This window comes from Prosthecobacter sp. (genome assembly GCF_044227185.1).
Taxonomy (GTDB): domain Bacteria; phylum Verrucomicrobiota; class Verrucomicrobiia; order Verrucomicrobiales; family Verrucomicrobiaceae; genus Prosthecobacter.
On the sequence record NZ_JBGAFO010000006.1, the window covers coordinates 266,207 to 289,627 of the forward strand.

Annotated in this window: 17 protein-coding genes; 9 read left to right on the forward strand and 8 right to left on the reverse strand. The window is 62.1% G+C overall.

Annotated features, from left to right (window positions below; all coding sequences use genetic code 11):
- Positions 1–9: 9 nt before the first annotated feature.
- The 4 genes from ACILSQ_RS16005 to ACILSQ_RS16020 form a co-directional block, all read right to left on the reverse strand.
- On the reverse strand, positions 10–1,512 hold the full coding sequence (locus tag ACILSQ_RS16005; RefSeq protein ID WP_395744659.1) for a Gldg family protein: 1,503 nt from the start codon (positions 1,510–1,512) through the stop codon (positions 10–12).
- Positions 1,513–1,530: 18 nt separating this feature from the next.
- Positions 1,531–2,289 (reverse strand): ABC transporter permease, encoded by a 759-nt coding sequence (locus tag ACILSQ_RS16010; RefSeq protein WP_395744660.1) that lies wholly within the window; start codon positions 2,287–2,289, stop codon positions 1,531–1,533.
- On the reverse strand, positions 2,286–3,251 hold the full coding sequence (locus ACILSQ_RS16015) for an ATP-binding cassette domain-containing protein (protein WP_395744661.1): 966 nt from the start codon (positions 3,249–3,251) through the stop codon (positions 2,286–2,288). The genes ACILSQ_RS16010 and ACILSQ_RS16015 overlap by 4 nt, the downstream gene beginning before the upstream one ends.
- Positions 3,252–3,392: 141 nt before the next feature.
- Positions 3,393–4,724, reverse strand: coding sequence for an ammonium transporter (locus ACILSQ_RS16020; protein WP_395744662.1), 1,332 nt, complete (start codon positions 4,722–4,724; stop codon positions 3,393–3,395).
- 270 nt (positions 4,725–4,994) lie between these two features.
- Here ACILSQ_RS16020 and ACILSQ_RS16025 point away from each other — a divergent pair, with 270 nt between their 5' ends.
- Complete coding sequence (locus ACILSQ_RS16025; RefSeq protein WP_395744663.1) at positions 4,995–6,995, forward strand: DUF4838 domain-containing protein; 2,001 nt, start codon at positions 4,995–4,997, stop codon at positions 6,993–6,995.
- Between the two features lie 350 nt (positions 6,996–7,345).
- Here the strand turns inward: ACILSQ_RS16025 and ACILSQ_RS16030 are convergent, their stop codons facing one another.
- A complete protein-coding gene (locus ACILSQ_RS16030; protein WP_395744845.1) occupies positions 7,346–8,776 on the reverse strand; it encodes a sulfatase in 1,431 nt (476 codons plus the stop codon).
- A 154-nt stretch (positions 8,777–8,930) separates the two neighbouring features.
- Here ACILSQ_RS16030 and ACILSQ_RS16035 point away from each other — a divergent pair, with 154 nt between their 5' ends.
- From ACILSQ_RS16035 to rbfA, 8 genes are all read left to right on the forward strand, one after another.
- Positions 8,931–9,455 (forward strand): sigma-70 family RNA polymerase sigma factor, encoded by a 525-nt coding sequence (locus tag ACILSQ_RS16035; protein ID WP_395744664.1) that lies wholly within the window; start codon positions 8,931–8,933, stop codon positions 9,453–9,455.
- A complete protein-coding gene (locus ACILSQ_RS16040) occupies positions 9,452–10,417 on the forward strand; it encodes an anti-sigma factor family protein (protein WP_395744665.1) in 966 nt (321 codons plus the stop codon). Before ACILSQ_RS16035 ends, ACILSQ_RS16040 begins: the two co-directional genes overlap by 4 nt.
- Positions 10,418–10,425: 8 nt before the next feature.
- Positions 10,426–11,709: a DUF1552 domain-containing protein gene (locus ACILSQ_RS16045; RefSeq protein ID WP_395744666.1), complete on the forward strand. Its 1,284-nt coding sequence runs from the start codon at positions 10,426–10,428 to the stop codon at positions 11,707–11,709.
- A 90-nt stretch (positions 11,710–11,799) separates the two neighbouring features.
- Entirely contained in the window at positions 11,800–12,888 is a 1,089-nt protein-coding gene (locus ACILSQ_RS16050) for a DUF1592 domain-containing protein (protein ID WP_395744667.1), read from the forward strand.
- Between the two features lie 101 nt (positions 12,889–12,989).
- On the forward strand, positions 12,990–14,012 hold the full coding sequence (locus ACILSQ_RS16055; RefSeq protein WP_395744668.1) for a sialate O-acetylesterase: 1,023 nt from the start codon (positions 12,990–12,992) through the stop codon (positions 14,010–14,012).
- Between the two features lie 361 nt (positions 14,013–14,373).
- The gene (gene nusA, locus ACILSQ_RS16060) at positions 14,374–15,633 is read left to right on the forward strand and encodes a transcription termination factor NusA (RefSeq protein WP_395744669.1); all 1,260 of its coding nucleotides are present in this window, start codon (positions 14,374–14,376) and stop codon (positions 15,631–15,633) included.
- A gap of 92 nt (positions 15,634–15,725) precedes the next feature.
- Positions 15,726–17,975, forward strand: a complete 2,250-nt coding sequence (gene infB, locus ACILSQ_RS16065; protein ID WP_395744670.1) for a translation initiation factor IF-2 — start codon at positions 15,726–15,728, stop codon at positions 17,973–17,975.
- Positions 17,976–18,074: 99 nt separating this feature from the next.
- Positions 18,075–18,485: a 30S ribosome-binding factor RbfA gene (gene rbfA / locus ACILSQ_RS16070; protein WP_395744671.1), complete on the forward strand. Its 411-nt coding sequence runs from the start codon at positions 18,075–18,077 to the stop codon at positions 18,483–18,485.
- Positions 18,486–18,670: 185 nt separating this feature from the next.
- Here the strand turns inward: rbfA and ACILSQ_RS16075 are convergent, their stop codons facing one another.
- The 3 genes from ACILSQ_RS16075 to ACILSQ_RS16085 all read right to left on the reverse strand — a co-directional run bounded on the left by ACILSQ_RS16075 (position 18,671) and on the right by ACILSQ_RS16085 (position 23,309).
- Positions 18,671–19,066, reverse strand: coding sequence for a hypothetical protein (locus ACILSQ_RS16075; protein WP_395744672.1), 396 nt, complete (start codon positions 19,064–19,066; stop codon positions 18,671–18,673).
- Between the two features lie 279 nt (positions 19,067–19,345).
- Positions 19,346–21,073, reverse strand: coding sequence for a hypothetical protein (locus tag ACILSQ_RS16080; protein ID WP_395744673.1), 1,728 nt, complete (start codon positions 21,071–21,073; stop codon positions 19,346–19,348).
- A 505-nt stretch (positions 21,074–21,578) separates the two neighbouring features.
- A complete protein-coding gene (locus ACILSQ_RS16085) occupies positions 21,579–23,309 on the reverse strand; it encodes an ABC transporter ATP-binding protein/permease (RefSeq protein WP_395744674.1) in 1,731 nt (576 codons plus the stop codon).
- Positions 23,310–23,421: the final 112 nt, after the last annotated feature.

Genomic DNA, 23,421 nt, shown 5'->3' on the forward strand with positions numbered 1-23,421 from the left:
AGGCGGTTCTCATGCGGCGCGGCGGCTGGCCCAAACCATGAACCCGAAGGCGAGGACGATGCCGGGCAGAGTGATGGAGGTGACCCAGAAGATCAGCTCATGCTGCCTGCGGGTGAGCTGAATGCGGTAGGAGTGCTTGGACTTGGCCGGAATACCGATGAAGCTTTCGCGGTTCATGAGCCAGTTCAGGCTGGCGGCCACGAAGTCGTGGCTGACGGCGAGCATGGTCTGCTTGTCGAGCAGGGTGGAGTTGGAAACGACGACCATGCGTGAGGTGTCCGCACGCTGGGTTTCGTCATTGACTGCGCCGCGCTCGATGCTGGCGGCGACGTAGATGGGCGGGACGGTGTCTTCTTCATCGACGATGGGCAGCTCCTCCAGGAACTGCTTCTCGCCCCAGTAGCGTGGGGCGGCGAGGATGAGGGGATGGATGTGGATGGACTGCTCTTTGAGCGCGGTGTTTTCCTCCATGAGCTCAAGCGACTCCGTCTGGCCGGCCAGGGTGATGGCGGAGGAGGCGAGGTGGCGGATGAAGGACACGTCCTTGAGGAACTCGCCCAGCACGGTGAACTCCTTCTTGGGGCCGGTGCTGGTGCTTTCCGCCATGAGCACACGGTCACCGCGGGGGCGCACGCCGTTGGCGCTGAGAAAGGCATTGAGGCGGGAGGTTTCGCCGCCGGGATCCAGCATGATGAAGATGCCCGCGCGCTTCACCTGCCAGTAGTCATTGAGCATGGAGACCTCGCGTTCGGAGAGGTCGTAGCGCGCGCCGAGGATGAAGAGGCCGTCTGAATCCGTGGGGATGTGGCTGATTTCGGAGAGGTTCACCTGCACGACTTCAAAGTTCTGCTGCCTGCCGAGCTCCATGGTGGCGTTGTAGGCGTCGCTCTGGGCGGCGTCGGAGCGGCTGCCTTTGCCGACGACGTAGTAGAAGCGGCGGACGCGGCCCTCCACGACGGAGATGAGCGCGGAGGTGATGGCGTCCTCCCCGCGGAACTCGATGACCTTCTTGGTGGTGCTGGTGCCCTTTTCACGGACGACGAGCTCCTCCTCGGTGATGAAGCGCTTGTTGGAGCCGCAGCGGACGAGCACGCCGTTTTGAGCGAGGGAGAGGCCGGTGTCCGCCTTGAGCTGCTCGGCGCGCTCGATGTCGCGCACGGGGTCGATGGAGCGGACCTTGATGCGCTGCCTGCCGTGCTGGTTGTACTCCTCCAGGAGGGGCTGCACGTCTTCGTACACCTTGGAGTCGCGGCTGAAGACGATGTAGATCTGCACATCGCGCGAGAGGCTGTCGAGGTATTTGAGGGTGGCGGGGCTGAGGGTGTAGTCGTGGCTGGGGCTGAGGTCCCAGCGCCAGTAGTGGTAGTAGTTGAGGCGGTTCACGCCGGCAAAGAGCGCCAGGGCGAGGATGACCTGCAGGGCCACATTGACGCCGATGCCGTAGCGCCTGGGCATGGGCCTGGCCTTGGGCTCAGGGCTGGCGGGCGGAGATTTCTGTGCGGAATCCGTCATGGGAGTGGGGCGGTCGGCTCACGGGCGCCAGCGGCGGAACTCGACCACGTGGTGGGTGAAGGAAAGGAACAGCAGCGACATGCTGAGGTAGTAAATGATGGGGCGGCTGTCGATGAGACCGGCGGTGAAGATGCGGATGTGCTCGGTGGCAGCGAAGTAGTTGACGACGTCCACGATGGTGTCGGAGATCTTGCGACCGACGACCATGATGAAGATGCCGAGGAGGAAATGCAGGAGGCTGAGGGTGAAGGAGATGATGGCGGCCACGATCTGGTTCGCGGTGAGGGAGGAGGCGAAGCAGCCGACGGCGAGATTGAACATGCCCATGACGACGAGGATGAGGTAGGCACCGCGCATGGCGCCGTCCGGCAGCTCCACCTGGCCGGCGGTGATCCAGTGGGCAAACTTGAAATTGATGAGGCTGGGCAGCCAGAGGACGCAGTACACGATGACGGCGGCGAGGTATTTGGAGCCGACCACCTGCCAGGCGCGCACCGGGGCGGTGAAGAGGGTCTCCAGCGTGCCCATCTTTTTTTCCTCGGCAAAGAGGCGCATGGTCAGCAGGGGGAAGATGAAGAAGTAGGAGAGCCAGAACCACATGGCGTGGAAGGTCCAGCTCACGATGGAGCCTTCGCTGGGGGCATTTTCCAGCACGGAGAGGGCGGCGCGGAAGGCGAAGCCATTGAGCACCATGACGAGGGCCAGCACCACGTAGGCCACGGGGGAGACAAAGAAGGCGTGCAGTTCTTTTTTGAGCAGGATCCAGAATATCCTCATAGGACGTGGGTGGGAATGTCGGTGGGGGTGCCCGCGTTCATGGAAAGCTCGACGAAGACGTCCTCCAGGGTGGGGAGCTGGCGGTGCATCTCACGGATGCGCCACTTGTGTGCGGTGGCGAGCGCCAGCACCTCGTCACGCACGTCGTGATCGGGTTCGACCCGCAGAGTGAAGCGCCGCCAGGGGTGGACGAGAAGGGGCTCCTCCGCGACCTTTCGCACGGCGGGGATGGCGGAGAGTTTTTCCGCCAGATTGCCGGTGCCCTCGATCTCCAGGTGGAGCAGGGTGGTGGAGCGGAGCTGGCGTGTGAGGCTGGCCGGGGTGTCATTGGCACGGATGCGGCCCTGGTGGATCATGACCACGCGGTCACAGGTCTGCTCGACCTCATGCAGGATGTGGGTGGAGAGCAGGACGGTGTGCTTGGACTTGAGGCTGCGGAGGAGATCGCGCACATGGCGGATCTGCACGGGGTCGAGGCCGTTGGTGGGCTCGTCGAGGATGAGGAGCTTCGGCTTGTGGACGAGGGCGTCCGCGAGGGCGACGCGCTGGCGGTAGCCTTTGGAGAGGTTGCCGATGAGGCGCTTGCGCATGTCGGTGACGCCGGTGAGCTCCATGACCTCGCCAATGCGGCGGCGCATGGCCATGCCGGAAAGGCCTTTGATCTCGGCGCGGAAGCGGAGGTACTCCTTCACCTTCATGTCGGTGTAGAGGGGGGCCATTTCGGGCATGTAGCCCACGGACTGGCGGACCTGGATGGACTGGTGGAAGACGTCAAACCCCGCGACGGTGGCGCGGCCGGAGGTGGCGGGCATGTAGCCGCTGAGGATGCGCATGGTGGTGGACTTGCCCGCACCATTGGGCCCCAGGAAGCCCACAATCTCCCCGGGCTCCACCTGGAAGGAGATGTTGTTCACCGCAGTGCGTCCGGCATACTGCTTGGTGAGGTCCTGAACATCGATCATGACTGGGGAGAAGGGAGGTGGGGTAAAGAGATTAATTTAAGCCTATGCGCGGCTGAATGACAATTCGCAATCAGGCATTCGCAAAAATGATGGCGGAGAGGCCCGCAGGACCTCTCCGCCATCACGGTTCGGGAAATGAACTCAGTCGTTGTAGGCGGCCTCGCCGTGCTCGGCGAGATCGAGTCCCTGGTTTTCGTCTTCTGGCGTGACGCGCAGGCCGATGGTGAGGTCGAGGATCTTGAGGATGACGAAGCTCAGAATACCGGAGAGCAGGATGGTGTAGAGCGAGGCGAGGGCCTGGGTGGCGAGCTGGCTGCCGATTTTGAAATCTCCCAGGCCGCCGGCGAAGGAGGTGGAGCCAAAGACGGCGACGAGCAGGGTGCCGATGAAGCCGCCGACGCCATGGACGCCGAAGACGTCGAGGGAGTCGTCATAGCGGAACTTGTGCTTGAGCTTGGAACAGGCAAGCCAGCAGACCCAGGCGGAGACGGCACCGATGCAGAGCGCGCCGATGGGGCCCACCTTGCCGGAGGCCGGGGTGATGGCGGCGAGGCCGGCGATGGAACCGGTGGCGATGCCGAGGGCGCTGGGCTTGCCATTGCGAATCCACTCGATGAGCATCCACACGATGGAGGCGGAGCAGGCGGAAAGGTGGGTGACGATGAGGGTCATGGCGGCGGCGCCATTGGCCGCGAGCTGGCTGCCGGCATTGAAGCCGAACCAGCCCACCCAGAGCATTCCCGCGCCGACGATGGTGAGCGGGAGATTGTGCGGCATGAGCTGGGCGCTGGGGAAGCCTTTGCGCGGGCCGACCATGATGCAGGCCACCAGGGCGGCCACGCCGGCGGTGATGTGCACGACGATTCCACCGGCGAGATCAATGACGCCGGTGAGACCGAAGAAGGCGCCGGCCTTGTGCCAGACGCCATAGCAGCAGGGCGCATACACCACCAGGCTCCACACGATGCTGAAGATGAGGATGGCCTTGAACTTCATGCGCTCGGCAAAGGCGCCGATGAAGAGGCCCGGGGTGATGAGGAAGAACATCATCTGGTAGGCGAAGTGAAGGAGCTCGGGAATGGTGGGGCAGTCCGCGCGCACGGAGGCGGGGGTGACACCGCTGAGGAAGGTTTTGCTGAGGCCGCCGATGAATGAGCCGCCATCCGAGAAGCTCAGGGAGTAGCCGCAGACCAGCCAGACGAGGCTGAGCACGGCGGTGAGCGCAAAGCACTGCATGAGGATGGAGAGGATGTTCTTGGCGCGGACAAGTCCGGCGTAGAACAGGGCGAGCCCCGGAATCATCATGAACAGAACGAGGGCGGTGGAGACCAGCAGCCAGGCGGTGTCCCCGCTGCTGATGGTGGTGGAACCGTCCGCGGCGGAGGCGGAGGTGGTGGCAAGTACGAGCGCGGCCGGCGCGGATAAAATCCGTGCGGCCCCGCTCCCGGTGCTTTTCAGCAGGGGATGGGTCATGGTTGGTTGGGCGGCTGGTTGGGAAAACGGCCTGGTTGGAGCCGTGGCTTGGTTGGAGCCGTTGCGATGCTAGGCACGGCCCGAGAATGTGACAACCTTTTTTGTAATTTAGGCACGAAAACTGCTCCATTTGGCTGCTTCCGCCCGGTTTTGGCCGTCTGGCGGCTTTTGTCGTGCCTGGGTGCCGGGGTGGTGATGCATGAGGCGCAATGTCGGGGGAAAATGCGCGTATTTTGGGCCATGCACGCCCGGCCCATTTTCGCATGTCTTGTGTCCCTTGTGTCTGTCTCCCAGGCGCTCCTGGCGGAGGTGGAGATCACCCGAGAGGGCCAGCCGCAGGCGGTGATCGTCCTGTCGGGAAGCGGATCAGCGGGTGATCTTTCGACGAAGGCGCTGGTGGGGCATGTGAAACAGATGTCCGGCGCCACGCTGGCGGTCATGCACGAGAAGGAGCTGAGCGGCGCGCGTGTCGAAGCGGGGCGGATCATTCCTGCTGAGGGCGGCAAGTTTCCGCCGAATTTCATCCTGCTGGGAGAAGGGGAGCTGACAAAGCGGCTGGGGCTTTCCCTCGAAGGCATCGGACTCGGTGGAGTCCTGCTGAGGAGCGGGGGCAATTATGTCGTGGTCGCGGGTACGAATGACAACATCGCAGCGAAGGCGCGTGATCTGAATGTGAACGCGGTGTTCACGTTTCTTGAAGAGCTCGGGTGCCGGTTTCTGTGGCCGGGTGAATCCGGGAAGGTGATACCGAAGAAGCCCACGATCTCTATTTCCGCGCTCGATGTGCGTTTCACGCCTCAGATCGGGCAGCGGAGGATTCGTTTTGCGGGGCTCGATGTGCGCGGTGCGGCGCAGGGGCTGGCGGCGCTGGGATTGACGCTGGATGACTATAAGACAGCGCGGGATGCGGCGTCGGTGACGGAGTCGGCGGGAGGCTGGGCGGAGTGGCACAGGCTGGGTGGAAACATCGGCATCGTGGGCGGGGCGGCGGGTTATGGACTGCGCGGTGGCTGGGAGGAGCATGGCGCGGCGCATCCGGACTGGTTCGCCCTGCAGGCCGACGGCACGCGCGACCAGAGCAAGGCCAAGGAGCGCTGGCGGCTGTGCATTTCCAACCCGGGGCTGGTCGAGCAGGTGGCGAACGACATCCTGGGGCGGCTCAATGGTCAGGCGCAGGCGGCGATCTCGCTGTGTCCGAACGATGGCGGCTACTCGAGCTTCTGTCTCTGCGATGCCTGCAACAAACTCGACGCACCGAACGGGCCGAAGGTGCGGATGCTGATCTTTAAGAAGGTGGGTGAGCCGGCGCGCGACGAGGTGGAGCATGTGGCGCTCACGGACCGCTTTGTACATTACTGGAACGCCGTGGTGGAGCGTGTGACGAAGGTGGTGCCGGGCCAGCTCTTCCTCATCGAAGCCTACAGCTACTACTCGGACCCGCCGATGCGGGAGAAGCTGCATCCGAACCTGGTGCTGCGGTACGTGCCAAATACAGCGGACGGCTGGAAGGGCTGGCAGGCCGCTGGCGCAAAGCGGGTGTATTGGCGGCCGAACAATCTGCACAGCGGCCATTACGACGCGGCGCTGAGCCCGCGAGCAAGAGAAAACTCGGCGACGCTGCGCGAACTGGCGCAGGGCGGCATGCTGGCCACGGACATGGACAGCCTCTATCACCACTGGGCCACGCAGGGCCTGCACTACTACATGATGGCGAAGCTGAGCTGGGATCCGAAGCAGGACTTCGATGCCGTGCTGGATGACTACTGCAAAACCGGCTTTGGCGCGGGTGCCGAGCATGTGCGGCAGTACTTCCTGCTGGCGGAAAAGGGCATCGTGCTCACGCCTGGGAAGCGGGTGTTTCCCAAGATTTCACCCGAGACGATGGACGCGCTGCGTGCGCATCTCGTCGCCGCGGCCAAGGCCACGGAGAGCGATGCCGCATCCCACCGCCGGGTGGCGTTTTTGCGCGCGGGTTTGGAGTTTACGGCGGCGAGCTGGGAGGCGCATCGTCTGGCTGATGCGGCGGACAGCGGGGCGAAGCCTGATCCGAAGATCGTGAATGAAGTCATGGACCGGCGCTGGCAGATGATGCGCGGCCTGCTGCAGAATCATCCGCTCGCGGTAAATGTGGGCGTGGTGTCCGCGGCGGATGGGGCATGGACGCGGTCGCTTTTGTGGAAGGGGCCGACTGAGGGGGCGAAGGCGGGGCGGCTGGTTTTGAAGCCGGAGGATGACTGGCTGAACGGGGACCAGAGTGCGACGCGGAAGTAGCGGGGATGTGGGTGAGGCCACGTATGGCGAAGCGTGCCACCGCGGCGGTGGGACGGTGGGACGCTGCTGGAGGGCGCGGTGTGGGGGAGAGGGCGATGGGTTTGCTTCCGGATTTGGAGGCGTGCTTTCCAGGGGTGGCGCTCGCTACGCGAGCTGACCCCTGGCTACCCGCTGTGACCCCTACGGGGTCATGGAAATGCGGTGCGCCGTCCGATTGCGACCCGTTACCATGAAGGGTGACTGAGTGTGATTTGCCTTCGACTGTGTTCGCTTTGCTATGGCGATCTGGGATTACTGAAATGGCGTGTCGGCATCTCGTTGCGATCGATTGCAAAAAAACATCAAGTCCTCTACTTGCCGGCTTCGCGGGTGCCGGTGCCTTTGGGGAGTTTGGTGAGGCTGTCGCCGAGTTCGGCGCGGATGGTTTCGGCGTGTTTTTGGAGCTGGGCGACGACGTCGGGGTTTTGGGCGGCGAGGTTTTTGGATTCGCTGAGATCGGTGTAGAGGTCGTAGAGTTCGGGCTGGTCGATCTTCACAGGCTTGTAATTGACGGGGATGCCATCCTTGGCTTTGGGCTGGTCAGAAGGCAGGCTGCGATAGGTGTGGGGAAGCTGGAGCTTCCAGCGGCCGTCTCCGCTGGTGATGGCCTGGAGCTGGTTTTGCTCGTAGTAGAAGGCGTAGAAGTCGTGGGGATTTTTGGCGTCGGCAGCACCGGAGACGATAGGCCAGCAGTTGAGGCCGTCGATGGGATGATCCGGCAGCCTGGCGTCGATGACGTGGGCGATGGTGGGGAGGACGTCGATGGTCATCATCATGGTGTCAGTGGTGGTGCCGGCGGGGATTTTGCCGGGCCATTTCATGATGCCGGTGACACGGGTGCCGCCCTCCCAGCAGGTGCCTTTGCCTTCGCGCAGCGGGCCGGCGCTGCCGGCGTGCTCGCCGTAGCTGAGCCAGGGGCCGTTGTCGGAAGTGAAGATGACCCAGGTGTTGTCCTCCAGGCCGTTTTCCTTCAGCGACTCCATGATCTGGCCGACGGACCAGTCCACCTCCATCATGACGTCTGCGAAGAGGCCTTTGCCGGATTTGCCTTTGAACTTGTCGCTCACAAACAGGGGCACATGCACCATGCTGTGGGCGAGGTAGAGGAAGAAGGGCTTGTCCTTGTTTTTTTCAATGAACTGCACGCCGCGGGTGGTGTAGTCGGTGGTGAGGTGGGTCTGCTCCTCGGGGGTGACTTCGGGATCCACGACCTGGTCATTTTCGATCATGGGCAGCTTGGGAAACGCCTTTTTGGCCTGGGGGTGGTAAGGCCACATGTCGTTGGAATAGGGCAGGCCGTAGTACTGGTCGAAACCGTGCTTGGTGGGGAGGAACTGGGGCAGGGAGCCGAGGTGCCATTTGCCCACGGCGGCGGTGGCATAGCCCTTTTGTTTCACCAGCTCGGCCAGGGTCATTTCGGTGGAGTTGATGCCGTGCCTGGCCGTGGGCCCGAGAGCGCCGTGGATGCCCACGCGGTTGGGGTAGCAGCCGGTGAGCAGGGCGGTGCGGGAGGCGCTGCAGACGGGCTGGGCGACGTGGAAGTTGGTGAACTTGCGGCCCTGCGCGGCCAGCCGGTCGATGTTGGGTGTCTGGTAACCCTGCGCGCCGAAGCAGCTCACGTCCGCATAGCCCATGTCGTCCATGAAGATGACGACGATGTTCGGCTGGGCCGGTGCGGCGAAGGCGAGGGAGGAGAGAGAAAGGGCGAAGGACGAGAGCAGGGCGGCGAGTGGCTGGCGCATCTGGGGTGAACGCGGCACGAGGCGGAAACCTTCAGGGAAGGTGGTGCCGAATGGATGCGGCAAGCGGACGTCCTGACGGGGGGAATGACCGGCAGAATTATTTTTTGCGGCAAAAGTGGCGGTGTGCTGGGACTTTACAGCAAACCGACGAAGCATGTCAGAGACACCTTCCCCCCAAAATGAGTCATTTCTCCGCCTCTATGCGGAGGCTGAGCTGTCGCTGCGCGGGTATGTGCGCGCGATGCTGCCGGACAGACACGAGGCATCTGAGGTGATGCAGGAGGTCATTGTGACGCTGTGGCAGAAATTTGACGGAGCCGAGGATTTCAAAAACTGGGCCTTCGGTGTGGCGCGGCTCAAGGTGCTGCAGCATTTGCAGCGGCGTCAGCGTGACCGTCATGTGTTTGGAGAGGAGCTGGTGAATAAGCTGGCAGAAAGACAGGCCGAGCTGGAGCAGGGCCACGCTGCACAGCGCGAGGCGCTGGAGCACTGCCTGCAAAAGCTGGCGGAGCCGCAGCGCGAGCTGGTGCTGCGCGCCTACACCAAGGGCACGCGCATCGAGAGCCTGGCGGCACAACGGGGCGAGACGGCCATGGCGCTTTACAAAAAACTTCACCGCATCCGGCAGGCGCTGCTGGAGTGCGTGCGCAAAACCCTGGCACAGGAGGAACTGGCATGAACTCACGCTGGCACGATCTCATTCAAGAATACATTTCCGGAACCATCAGCACTGCGGATGCGCAGGCTCTGGAGCGGGAACTGGTGACAGACCCCATGCTGAGAGACAGCTACCTGGAGGCGCTGAATCTGGACACTGCGCTGGAGATGACGGCGCAATCCGCCGAGGCTGTGCTCAGCCTGCCGGTGCCGCCTGCGGTGCGGACCCTTGCAGCGGCAGGGGAGCGGCGCACGCGCGGATGGTCCTGGCGACCGCTGGCGGCGGGGCTGGTCTTGGGGATGTTTTGCACGTCCGTGGTCATGGCTTACATGGCCCCATCATCGGAAAAGGTGATCACGCTTTTCGGCGATGACTTTGAAGACAGCGGGCAGCAGTTCTCGAAGGGGTTTCCTGAACAGACTGGGGTTTGGGGCGGCGATGCGGCGGAGGTGGTGTCTGCCAGCAGCGAGATTCAGCCTGTGGACGGGCAGCGCATGCTGCGGATCGATCCTTCTCCTACGACGACGCTGAGCTATCTGGAACGGATTGTGGATGTGAGATCGCTGCCCCTTCCGCAGGGGAATGAAGTACGGCAGGTTATGGTGACGGCTTCGTTTCATGCGGCGGAGCGTGGCCTGCGGGACCGCTACACGCTGCGGGTGGCGGCTTTTGCAGAGGCTCCGGACATTGTGCAGACGCAGTGGGTGGGGAGAGAATGGCGGGAAATGGACGGTGCGCTGGCGGCTTCGAAACGCGGCCTCAGCACGACACCGGAGGCGGAGGGCTGGCAGACGCTCACGGCGATCGTGGAGGTGCCGCGTGAGGCGCGCAGTCTGGTGATCTCCCTGGCTGGCGGTCTTTCTCAAAACCCGGACCGGAAGACCGCCCACTACATCGACGGCGTGCACGCCACGCTCTCGATCACATCCCATCCCGCCGCGACGAAGACCAAAGTCAGACGCAACAAGGCCAAAGCCGAATGAACAACCGCATGAAACCAACCTCGTCTTCCCCAATGGCCAGCGGTGTGTCGCGGCGCACTTTCCTGCGCGCTGCGGGAGTCTCCATCGCGCTGCCGTTTTTCGAATCCTTGGCCGGTGCCAAGGCCGCCACGGCCTCGCCAAAGCGCATGGTGGCCATTTGCACCGGGCTAGGCATGCATCCGCAGAGCTTTTTCCCCAAGGACTTCGGGGCCGGCTGCGCGCTCTCGCCAGTGCTCCAGCCGCTGGCGGCGCTGCGGGATGATTTCACCGTCATCTCGCACATGGATCATCCCGGGATCTACACCAAGCACGGCGGCACCAAATCCATCCTCAGCGGCGTCGATCCCACTCATTCCGCAGCGGGTCAAAACACCTCCGTGGATCAGGTCGCGGCGCGGCATGTCGGCTATCAGACGCGGTTTCCCTCCGTCCACATCTCTCTCGGTAGCGCGGAGAGCCCTTCGTGGACACCTTCCGGCATCAAGGTGCGCGAGGAAACATCGCCATTTGATCTGTTTGAAAAGCTCTTTGTGGATGGCTCCGCTGCGGAGAAAAAAGCCATCAAGGCAAAGCTCGATCAGGAGCGCAGCGTGCTTGATTTGGTGCGCGAGCAGGCGAAACGGCTGGGGCAGAACATCAACGCGCCGGACCGGCAGAAGTTGGAGGAATATCTCACCGCCATCCGCGAGGCCGAGGAGCGCATCCAGGGCATCAGGCGCTGGGAGGACGCGCCCAGGCCCAAGGTCGATTTCGATGACGACGTGCACGCGCACAGCGGCTTTGACTACGCCACGCTTTCGCCGCTGATGTTTGACCTGCTCTTCCTTGCCATCCAGACCGACACCAGCCGTGTCTTCACCGCCGGCTGGGGCGCGCACAATCATGTCATCGAGCTGGACGGTGTGAGCACCGGCTACCACACGCTGAGCCATCACGGGCAGTTGCCGGAAAGGGTCAGGCAGCTACAGATCATTGAGACCTTTTACGTCGCCCAGATGGCGCGCTTCGTGGAGAAACTGAAAAGCGCGCGCACGGAGCATGGCACACTGCTCTCCGACACGATGGTCTTTTTCGGCAGCGGACTGAGCGATGCCTCTGTTCACTCGAATCGCGACCTGCCGATCATCCTCGCTGGCGGTGGCTTCAAGCACGGCGTGCATGTGGATGCGATGCGCAAGACCGGCTCCCAGACGCCGCTGAACAATCTCTTCACCACCATGCTGCAAAACTTCGGTGTCGAGATCGACCGCTTCAACGGCGCCACGGGAACCTTCACCGCCTTTCAAGCCTGAGCATCATGACCCGGCTCATGCAAACACTGGCTGTTCTCCAGCTCTGCGCTGCGGTGGTGGCATGAGTCCCTCATCAAGACCTTCGCCGCCATGATGACCTCGGTGGACTTTCTCTACCGCGGTGAAGGCCAGGGCGAGCTTCCGCCTTTCCCGCTCGCCCACCGGCTCTCCTATTTCCTCTGGAGCAGCATGCCGGACACGGGACTCTTTGCGCTCGCGAATTCTGGCAAACTCAAGGAGCCCGCCGTGCTCCTCGCCGAAGCCCGGCGCATGCTGCAAGACCCGCGCAGCCAGTCCTTCGCCGACAGCTTTGCCGACCAATGGCTCTCGCTCGGCAAGCTCGGCACCATGCCGCCGGACCTCCGCGGCGAGTATCGCAAATACACCGACCTGAAACTGGAGCCCGCCATGCTGGAGGAGACGCGGCGCTTCTTCCGCTATGTGCTGCAGGAGAACCGCAGCATCCGTGACTTCATTGATTCCGACTACACCTTCGTCAATGAAGCTCTAGCCAGCCACTACGACATGCCCTTTGAGGGAACCAAGACTAGGCTCGGCAAAGTCTCCCATCCCGCTACAGAAATGATTCGCGTGAGTCTCCCGCCCGGCTCCATGCGTGGCGGACTGCTTGGGCAAGGCAGCATCCTCACGCTCACCGCCAACGGCGTGGAGACCTCCCCCATCCTTCGCGGGCACTGGATTCTCAAGGAACTGCTCGGCACCCCGCCGCCACCGCCGCCCAAGGAAGTTCCCGCCATCGCGCCGGACATCAATGGAGCGCTCACCGTCCGCCAGCAGCTCGAAAAGCACCGCACGGACGCCAACTGCGCCGCCTGCCACCGCCAGATGGACCCGCTCGGTTTTGCGCTGGAGAGCTTTGACCCCATCGGCGGCCTGCGCACCCGTTATTCCAAAACGCAGACCGTCAGCACCGACGGCAGCTACAAAGGCAGAGCCTTTGCCAACGTCACCGATCTCAAAAAAATCCTCGGCAGTGATCTGCGCCCCTTTGCCCGGCATCTCGCCATCCTAATGGCCGAATACGCCAAGGGCCGCAGGCTTGTCCCCGCCGACTACCCCGCCATCGAAGCCGTGCTCGACCGCGCCGCCGCCAATGACTTCCGCCTTCAGGAGATGCTGCTCACGATCATCACCGGCGAGCTGATGCGGAACCGTTGAGCACAAATGATTTTTTATATATGGTCTTCACCACGAGTGGAACCCGAAAGGCAGGGCCAGCACTGCCACGTTTAAGGAGCTATCCACGCCTCCCTGCTCCCATGAAGCTTATCCACCGAGTGTTGGTTCTTTTTGTGTCTCTCTGCTGCTCTACGCAGGCTGCGAAGGTGAAGGTTTTTATCCTCTGCGGGCAGTCAAACATGGTGGGGCACGGCAAGGCGGAGGAAGGTGGGAATCCTCGCTTTGATTTCGCCGTGCCGCAGGGCAAGGACAACCCCCGCGAAGTGTCAGGTGGTCTGGGGTGCCTGCGTGCGATGGTGAATGAAAGTCCTGCAAAGTTCGGCCCGGGGGGCACCACTCCGCTGGTGGATGCAAACGGCCGGTGGCTGGTGCGCGGGGACGTCAAGATCCTTGCTTATTGCGATGGCAAGACCCGGAAAGGCGGCCTGGGGCTTGGGTATGCGGCGCCGGGTGCTGTGACTTGGTTTGGGCCGGAGTTTGGCTTTGGGCATGTGGTGGGTCGGGCACTGGAGGAAGATGTTCTCATTCTCAAGGTGGCTGCTGGCGGAACCAGCCTGGCGAAGGACTGGCGCCCGCCCACGGCTGTGGTCAAACGGGGTGGGGTGGCTGGCCCGCGCTACACGCACATGGTCAGCCTGGTGAGAGAGACCCTGACGGATCTGAGCAGGGAGTTTCCCGAATTTGCAGGGCGGGGCTATGAAGTGGCCGGATTTGGCTGGCACCAGGGCTGGCAGGACGGCGGGGAGAAGCTGATGGCAGACGAGTATGAGGCGAACATGGCCGATTTCATTCAAGACGTGCGCAAGGAGTTCGGCTCGGGGATGGCGTTTGTCATAGCCAACAGCGGCTTTTTCGGTGACAAGCTCAGCGGCATCCGGCTGGAGGTGCTGAAAGCGCAGAACGCCATGGCGGACAGTGCCAGACATCCGGAGCTCAAGGGGAATGTGGCTGTGGTGGATACGCGGCCCATGTGGCGGGAAAAGAGCGTATCTCCCTCAAATTTCGACTTCCACTGGAACCATAACGGCTACACGCACTACGAGATGGGCGCCGGGACCGGGGAGGCGATGCTGAGGCTTCTCAATGCTTTTGCGGCACACTGAAGCTCTGCAGCCTGCCTTTCACGATAGGTGGGTAATCCTAAGCGGTATGAGTTAAAATCTCGGATGTCTGGGCCTAAAGTCCGGGGGCGTCAAACAACGGATGAAGCGGTCTCATCACGTTCAGGAATGGTCGGGGAGCGCTTTCAAGGCCGTGAAGGGCTCTCAGAATGAGTGAAGCGGAGGAAATTCTGGAGCATGGTGAAAACGCCTGAGAAAACTGCGGAATTCCAGGTAATTTTTCGGTTGCTGATTCCTAGCCCTCCTTTATGATCGGCGTTCCTTCCCGGACAGAATTAGCGTTTTCACGGCGAGAGTGGGGCCCTCCCCGCTCTTTTTTGTCTGGTGAAATCAAGAATTTCATATGATCAGCGAACTCAAAGCCCTCTTCGACTACTACGAGAAAGAGAAAGGAATCGACCGCACCAAGATGGTCGAGGCCCTGTCGCAGGCATTGCTCGCCGCTTCCAAGAAAAGCATCGGCCCGGCCCGCGAACTCCGTATCGACATTGACCCTGACAAGGGAACGATCAAGGCTTTCGCCAAGCTGATCGCGGTGGAAACGGTGGCGAACCGCTGGGAGGAGCTCCCGCTGGCCACGGCCAAACGCTTCAAGAAGGACGCCGTGGTGGGCGACGAGATCGAAGTCGAAGTGACGCCGAACAACATGGGCCGCATCGCCGCGCAGACGGCCAAGCAGACGATGCTGCAGCGCCTGCGCATGGCCGAGAAGGAAAACCTCTACGAGGAGTTCAAGGACCGCACGGGTGACGTGGTCAGCGGCGTGGTGCGCCGTTTTGAAAAGTCCGACGTGATCGTGGACCTGGGCAAATTTGAAGGCGTGATGACCTCCAAGGAGCGCGTGTCCACCGAGGACTACACCCCTGGCGACCGCATGCGCTTCTACGTGAAGGCGGTGGAAAAGGACAGCGGCCGCGGCCCTGAGATCATCCTCTCCCGCGCGCATCCGAACTTTGTGCGCCGCCTGTTTGAATTTGAAGTCAGCGAAATCGGCGACCGCACCGTGGAGATTGCCAGCATCGCCCGTGAGGCGGGCTACCGCACCAAGGTGGCCGTGCACAGCGCGGACGAAAAGGTGGACCCCGTGGGTGCATGCGTGGGCCTGCGCGGCGCGCGCGTGAAGAACATCGTACGTGAGCTGAACAACGAGAAGGTGGACATCATCCGCTGGAAGGCTGATCCCGCCGAGTTCGTTCGTGAAGCGCTCAAGCCGATCAAGGTGATCTCCATTTCCGTGAACACGGACAAGAAGGAGGCGCGCCTGACCGTGAGCGACGAGGACCTTTCCAAGGCCATCGGCCGCCGCGGGCAGAATGCACGCCTGACCTCCCGTCTGGTGGGCATGGATCTGATCATCGAGAAGGATGAACACGCCGCCGAGGTCTTCGAAGGCCAGATGGGCAGCGCGGTGCATCATCTTGTGGACGCCCTGGGCGTCTCCGAGGATGTGGCCCGCCAGCTCACGATGGGCGGCCTGGGTGATCTCAAGACCCTGGCCACCGGCGTGGATGTCTCTGACATCGCCGAGGTGCTGGGTGGAGACACCGACCTGGCGCAGCAGATTTACGACAAGGCACATGCTTCCACTCCTGCAAAGGAGTAGCCCCTGTGCCGTTATGACCACGACTTCCAAACAACCCCCAACTTCCGACCAGCCAGCCCCACACGCCGCTCGCCAGATCTTCCCATTCTCTCATGCCCAGCAAGCCTTCATCCTCCAAAAAAAGCAAGTCCCCCGGCGACGAAGTCGTTGAGGAGAGCCTGCCTGCAGACAGCGCCAAGCCCAAAAAAGAAACGAAAGGGAAGGTGCTGTCGTTGATCGAGGAGAAGAAGCCCAGGGTACGAGGACCAGCGAAAGAAGGCACGGCGCTGCCGCCGCTGGGAGCCAAAAAAGTGGCGGAGCCCGAGCCGGAGCCCACGGCGCCGGCCGCCCCGGCCAAGCCGACGCTGGACGAGCGCAAAGCCGCCGCGCTGAACCTGTTTGAAGACGATGAGAAGCCCAAGGTGCGCCGCCGCCCGGTGGATGAAAACGCGGTGCAGAGCGCGCTGCCGCCCATCTCCCTGCTGAAGGAAGACACCACGCCGAAGCCGATCGTGCCGATCGTTCACGCCCCGCCGCCTGAGGTGCCGGCGCCGGAATTTGAGCTGGGTGAAAACGGTGAGAAGATCATCCACCTGAAGCCGCCGATCGTGGTGAAGGACCTGGCGGACAAGATGGGGCTGAAGCCCTTCAAGATCATTTCCGAGCTCATCGCCTTCAAGGTGTTTGCGAGCGCGGACAAGGCCATCGACATCGAGATCGCGGAGAAAATTTGCGAGAAGCACGGCTTCAAGCTGGAGCGCGACAAGCGTGAAAAAGGCGGCGGCGTGCACAAGGTGGAAGAAGTCATTGTGGAGCCTGTGGCGCAGGTCGTTGAAGAGGTGGAGGAGGAGAAGCTGCAACTGCGTGCTCCCATCATCACCTTCATGGGCCACGTGGACCATGGCAAGACCTCGCTGCTGGACGCGCTGCGCAAGACGCAGGTCACCGCTGGAGAAGCGGGAGGCATCACGCAGCACATCGGTGCGTACTGCATTTTCCACAACGGCAAGCCCATCACTTTCATCGACACGCCCGGCCATGCGGCTTTCTCCGCGATGCGCGCGCGTGGTGCGAATGTGACCGACATTGTGGTGCTCGTCATCGCGGCGGACGACGGCATCATGCCGCAGACGAAGGAGGCGCTGAGCCATGCGAAGGCGGCCGGCGTGCAGCTCATGGTGGCGCTGAACAAGTGCGACCTGCCCACGGCGAACGTCATGCGCGTGAAGAGCCAGCTTCAAGACATCGGCCTGGCGCCGGTGGACTGGGGTGGCGAGATCGAAGTCATGGAAGTCTCCGCCAAATCTGGCATGGGGCTGGACAACCTGCTGGAAACCATGAGCCTCCAGGCGGAAGTGTTGGAGCTCAAGGCGGACCCGAAGGCCTCGCCGCGTGCCACGGTCATCGAATCCTCCATGGTGGCGGGCAAGGGGCCTGTGGCCACGGTCATCATCGGCCAGGGCACGCTCTCAGTGGGCCAGCCCTTCATCTGCGGCCCGCTGTGGGGCAAGGTGAAGGCGCTGATCAACGACCGCGGCGAATCCATCAAGGAAGTGCTTCCTGGCATGCCCTGCGAAGTCATCGGCTTCAGCGACATGCCTCATGTGGGCGACGAAGTCGTGGTGATGAAGAGCGAGCGCGACGTGAAGCGCCTGAGCGAAGAGCGTCTGGAGGAGATCCGCCAGAAGAAGCTCAGCGTGCCGCGCCGCTCCACGCTGGAGCACCTGTTTGCCAGCATCGAGGACAGCAACAAGAAGGCCCTCAAAATCGTGCTCAAGTGCGACGTGCAGGGCTCCGTGGAGGCTGTCTCCAAGTGCCTCACCGACATCCAGAGCGACAAGTGCAACCTGGACATCCTGCACAAGGAAGTGGGCGCCATCAACGAGTCGGACGTGCTGCTGGCCAGCGCCTCGGACGCCATCATCATCGGCTTCAACGTCAAGGTGGAGAACAAGGCGCTCACCGTGGCGAAGCGCGAGACGGTGCAGATCAAGCTCTACTCCATCATCTACGAACTCATCGACCAGGTGAAGGAGTCCATGGCGGGCCTGCTGGACCCGGTCACACGCGAGAAGGTCATCGGCCACGCCCGCGTGAAGCAGGTCTTCAAGGTGAACAAGGGCTTTGTGGGCGGCTCCGTCGTCACCGACGGCATCATGAACCGCAAGCAGCGCGCCCGCGTGCTGCGCGACGGCCAGGCCGTGTACGACGGCGGTTTCGAAACCCTGCGGCGCTTCCAGGACGAAGTGAACGAGGTGCGCAACGGCCTGGAGTGCGGCATCAAGCTCTCCGGCTTCAGCGACTACGAAGAAAACGACGTCATCGAGTGCTACGAGCTGGAGAAAATTGCCCAAACTCTCTAATCGAAACGGGTTACAAGTTTAAAGTTACAAGTTTAAAGTTCACCCGTGCAGGGACTGGCTCGTAACTTGAAACTTTAAACCTGAAACTTTAAACTGATCATGTCATTACGAGTTGATAAAGTACGCGAGCTCATGCGGCGTGAGCTGAGCATGATTCTTGAGAAGGATTTCCGCATCGAGGACTGCCTGGTGACCATTCACGATGTGAGCCTCACGCCGGACATGCGGCAGTGCTTTGTGTATGTGGGTGTGATCGGCAAGCCGCACCAGCAGGACGCCGCCATCGAGAAGCTGACCAAGGCGCGCGGGTTTATCCAACGGGATCTCTACAAGCGCGTGAAGCTGCGCAGCAGCCCGCAGCTCTTCTTCCGCCTGGACAAGTCCGTGGAGCGCGGCGTGCCGCTGCTCAACATCATCGACAACCTGCCCCCGCCGCTGCCGGATCTGCCGGCGGAGACGGAGGGGGGAAAGGATACGGACGATAAGGCCGGCAAAGGGAAGCAGGCCTGAGGCTGTGGCAGCATGGGCAATTCTGCCCTTGTCGAAAGAACGAGGTTTGCGGCCGCATACCTGTTGTTGCTTCGCGTCAAACACGTCGGAAGTGCTGGTGCCGCTGAGGGGAAACCGGCCCCTCCCCCTCGTGCAAAGTTTCAACAACTGGGCGGCATGCTTCCCTGGCACTCGCCCGGTGAGGCTTACGGAAGATGTCCAGACAGGGCGTCCCAGTGGGTTTTACGGCAGGACGCATAAGTTTCGGCAGTTTCCTGCGTCGGCCTGAAAGGCAGGATTTCGCAGCCAGACAACGCACGGGCCAGATGGCCCACGGTGGGCTTGGTTCGCACCGGCGGAGCCAGGGGGGTGTGGTAGGGAAAAGAATACTCAGTGAGGAGGGCGTGCAGGCCGGAAAAGGCCAGCGCACTGGCAACGAAGCCAACACAGTTGGTCTTCATGCCTGCTTCAGGCTGATGATAGAGGTGAAAACGCTCTCCATAGAACCAGCTCGCCGGTGTGCCATGAAATTCGCCTGAAGCAGCGGCGAGGTCAAAGACGCAGGCCTGTGCGTCCCGCTTGTTAAGGGCGCGGGCGCGCATGAGCCACTCTGCAGAGGGACGCCTTTGGGGCGTTAAACTGGTGCCGGTGGCGCTCTGCGACTCTGGTAGAGCGATGCAATAGTAGGTCTCTCCATCAGTCTGGTAGACCAATGCGGTGTGCTCCGCCATGCCACTCTCGGTGTCCGTGCTGTGAAAAAGCACATCTCCGGGAAGAGGCGGGTGTTCATCGGGTTTGTTGGGCCGCGGAGCGGCAATGCATGGCAACATTCCTAATCTTCTGACCCGAATGGGGCTAGAAAGCAAGCCTGATGCCAAGGGTTATGGCAAAAAAGTTTTGTTGATTCCATTCCGCTGCGGAGGCACCACCATGGCCTGCCAGTAAGTGCTCAGTTTGTGCAGTCTATCCGGCCAGCGCACAGCATTTGGAGGCACCAGCCGGGCGAGAAAGAGCATCTTGCCGAGCGTGCCCTCGTTGCGCCCCAGCAGCCTCGTGGTGTCCCGGGCCAGCGTTTGGAAAAAGTGAGGGTCATCCCCTGCGGCCGCGACGCACTTCTGCCCCACCGCCCAGAGCCGGGCCACAGAGTCTGTATTCTGTTCTGAGACGAGAACAAAGTAAGCGGCCAGCAGCCGAGCCATCATGGCATTGCGTGCGGGCTGCCCTCCCCATCGGGCGGGATCAGCCTGGAGAAAGTCAGCCAGCAGGGCATGCAGGGCGATTTCTGATTGTGACCGGTTGGCCGCCTGGCGCACCGTCCGCAGCAGATGGCCGATCAACTGCAGTTCATAAAATGCGGCTGGTGTGCCGGACTGATCTTCCAGCAACGCCTTGCGGACGTGCGCGAGGGAGCCGGCAAAGTCGAGTTCCAGCAAACGGCTGGTGAGCAGGACCATGCCTGCAGCGCGTTGGTCTGACGCGGGCTCCACCTGCGGAAAGGCCGCGAGAAGCTGCCGTAAACGGTTCTTGCAGGTCACTTCTCCCAGCCGTCCGATCACTTGGTGGATCAGGTGCCGCCAAGGCGCCGGATCGTGCCGAGGCTCGCTGTCTGGCAGGTCAAACTCATAGCGCTCTTCAAAGGCCATGGTCATCCACATGTCCCAGTCCTGCATGGAGATTTGCTGGCGGGCCACCTTGAACCGAGCCTCGGCCTTATCAGCAAAGGGAATGATTTTCTGCCGCAGACCGGCCACCATGGCGCTGGCCTCCTGCTCCAGCGGATGATTGGGAACCAGATCTTCCGCGTCCAGCAGGTCATCCTCTGGAATAGACTGGGCCTCATTGATCCTGGTCCAAAGCGTTGCAAGAGGCTCCACCAAATTGTCTCTCACCTCGTCTTTGAACTTGTAGGCCTCCCGCATGGCCGGTGTGTCGCCGAGCAGTTCGGCCGTTTTCAAAATCAGGCCAAACAACTGCAGGCTGCCAAGCACCAGTTCGTGATGATTGCGGACGCTGTGGGCAAAGGGACCTGCCTCGTTCTCGAGTTCCAGACGCCAGGAATCAAGCTTGTGGGCGAGGATCCAGAAAGCCCCGCAGAGGATGGTGCTCTGGTGGTTTTTAACTTCGGAGGCTTCCGGTTGCGGCTTCTGCCCGTCCAGGGCACTGAGGCGGTAGCCCTGATGCCCGGGAAATTTGCTCCACATGACATCCCGTACTTCTACCGGGGTGGAATCCAGCAGGGTCTTCACCAGCAGAAGGCGCAGGCGCATGCTTTGCTCATAGCCGTTGCAGAGATCCTCCGCTTCAGGGAACGAGGCGATGACCTCGTGCTTGAACGCGAGAATATCCTCCACGATCTCCAAAAACTCATAGCCCGACCGCGCCAGCTTGGCGGGCAGACTGCCGATCATGCCCACGGCATGAAAGCGGCTCCAGTAGAACCTCGTGCGCTCGCATGCCTTGACCCACAAAACAAAGCCTGGCGCGTGCCCCAGTTCATCGCGCAAAGTCCGCAGGTCATTCTCAAAGCCTTCGATCTCATTGATCCGGTTGCGCCGCCAGTTGGCCACATTGGGGACCGCGTTGAGGAGCTTCCAAACAGAAACGGGCATGAGTGACGCAGGGTTCATTCGCTGGCTGTGACTAGGATAAACTCAGAAGGTACTTCTGGCAAGATCGCGCAAAAAGCATGCGTATAAGATCACTTACCCCGATGCAAGCGCTTATTTGGGGGGGATTGCGGGGCTGGGCCGCCGTGGAACTCTCGAAATTAAATGACATGACCCCCAGGGTTCGGCCGGCAGCTAGGTGACGGACTGGTTCGAATCATAAAAATAAGCCCTTGCGGCGTTCTTCTGGGGATGTGCCGTGGGCGTCGTCCCGGCCCCCCCCAAGCTGCTGGCGTAGCATATGACTACTCGATGCCGAGGGACGAGCGGCGGCAAAGCCTCGGCACGAATCTATTACCTCAGCCCCTCGCACCCGGACAGTGCCCGGGGCGCTGGATTGTCCCAATGCAGCTCGTGCGAAAGCATGTCAATGCCTCTCCGCTCAAGACCGCAGTTCGATCCCGCCGGTGAAAAGACCGCCCGGCTTCGCGCCTTTGTTCCCTGACCGCTAGGTGCGCCTCTTCAGCACCCATTCCCCCACGCTTTCGAGGCGGAGGATATGCTCGTGAAACTGCACGAGGGTCTCGCGGTGGCCGACGCTGATGAAGCCGATGCCGGATTCGCGGACCATCTGGTAGAGGCGGTTTTGATTGTCTTCGTCCAGGGCGCTGGTGGCTTCGTCGAGGAAGGCGAATTTGGGGCGGCGGAGGAAGAGGCGGGCGAAGGCCACGCGCTGCTGCTCGCCGAGGGAGAGGACGTTGGTCCAGTCGATGACGCGCTCGAGGTCGCCCTCCACGCGGTCGAGCACGTCGGTGAGGTTTACTTGTTCGACGACGCGGCGGATGGTGTCGTCGTCGGCGTTGCAGTCGTGGTCGGGGTAGCGCAGTTGATCGCGCAGGCTGCCGGGCACCATGTAGGGGCGCTGGGGAAGGAACATGAGGTGCTGCAGGGCGGGGCGCTCCAGCGCGCCCACGCCGCCGGTCCAGAGCCCGGCGATGGTGCGCAGCACGGAGCTCTTGCCGCTGCCGCTGGGGCCCATGATCATGAGGCTCTGATTGGGGCTGAGCTCAAAGGTGAGCTCCTTGGCGAGGACCTTGGCCTTGTCAGGCGTGAGGACGGTGAGCTTGCAGAGCTTCACGGTGTTGCCGGCTTCATCGATCTGCTGCTGGCTTTCGCGCGCGCTGCGCTCTTCTTCGGCGTCGAACTCGTCCAGGTCATCCCAGAGGATGCCGAGGCGCTGCACGCCGGCGAGGTAGGTGCTGAGGTCCTCGAAGTTGTTTGCCACGATGGACACCGCGCCGAGCACCTGGGCGAAGGATTCGATGGTCTGCGTCACCACGCCGAAGGGCTTGGAGCCGTTCATGAACATGGGGGCCACAATGAGGATGGGCAGGATGAGGGCGAGGTAGTTGTAGCTGTTGCGGAAGAAGCCGAGGTTGCGGTTCCAGAAGATGATGGTGCGCATGTTTCCCACGATGGCGGAGAGGCGGTGGATGAGGTCGCGGTGCTCGCGCTTCTCGCCGCGGTAAAAGGCGATGGATTCGGCGTTGTCGCGGATGCGCACGAGGCCGTAGCGCATGTCCGCCTCCTTCTGGTACTTGTCGTATTGCAGGGAGACGAGGCGGCGGCCGATGACAAAGCACATGAAGGTGCCGAAGGCGGCATAGACCAGGGCCACGCCCACCAGCGTACCGGAGATGCCCCAGAGCACGCCGAAGAAACCGATGAGTGTCATCACAGACTGCACCACCATGAGGGCGTAGGTGAGGGTGTCCGAGGTGAAGTTCCGCACGTCTTCGCTGATGCGCTGGTCGGGGTTGTCGATGCTCTCGGAGCCGCGCAGGCGGTAGTAGGCGCGGTTGTTGAAGTAGCGCTTGATGAGGTGCTGCGTGAGCCATTCACGCCAGAGGAGGGCCAGCGTCTCCTGCGTCCAGCGGTAGTAAACATTGATGAGGACGGCCACCACAAAGGTGAGGGCGTAGCGGCCCATGGCCTCCCAGTAGGCGTGCCAGTTCTTGCTTTCGATGGCCGTCATGAGGTCCCGCCCCGCATAGCTGGTGAGGACGATGACGCCGGTGTAGGCCACCGAAAGCACGATGAGCAGGATGAGCATGCCGCGCGCTTTCACGCGCCGCTCCGACTTGAAAAACGCCCGGGTGATGGCCACAAACTGCCGCACGGTCTTGCGGAACTGTTCTTTGGCGGCGATCCGGCTGGCCGGCGTGATGGGCTCGTTCATGCAGTGTTGTCACCCTTCGTTCGCAGCGCCGGGGTGCGGCGGCCTTGTGGAAGTAGCGCATGGCGCCACCTGCATGCCACGCCGCCGCAAATCTTCCTGCTGCTCTCCTCTT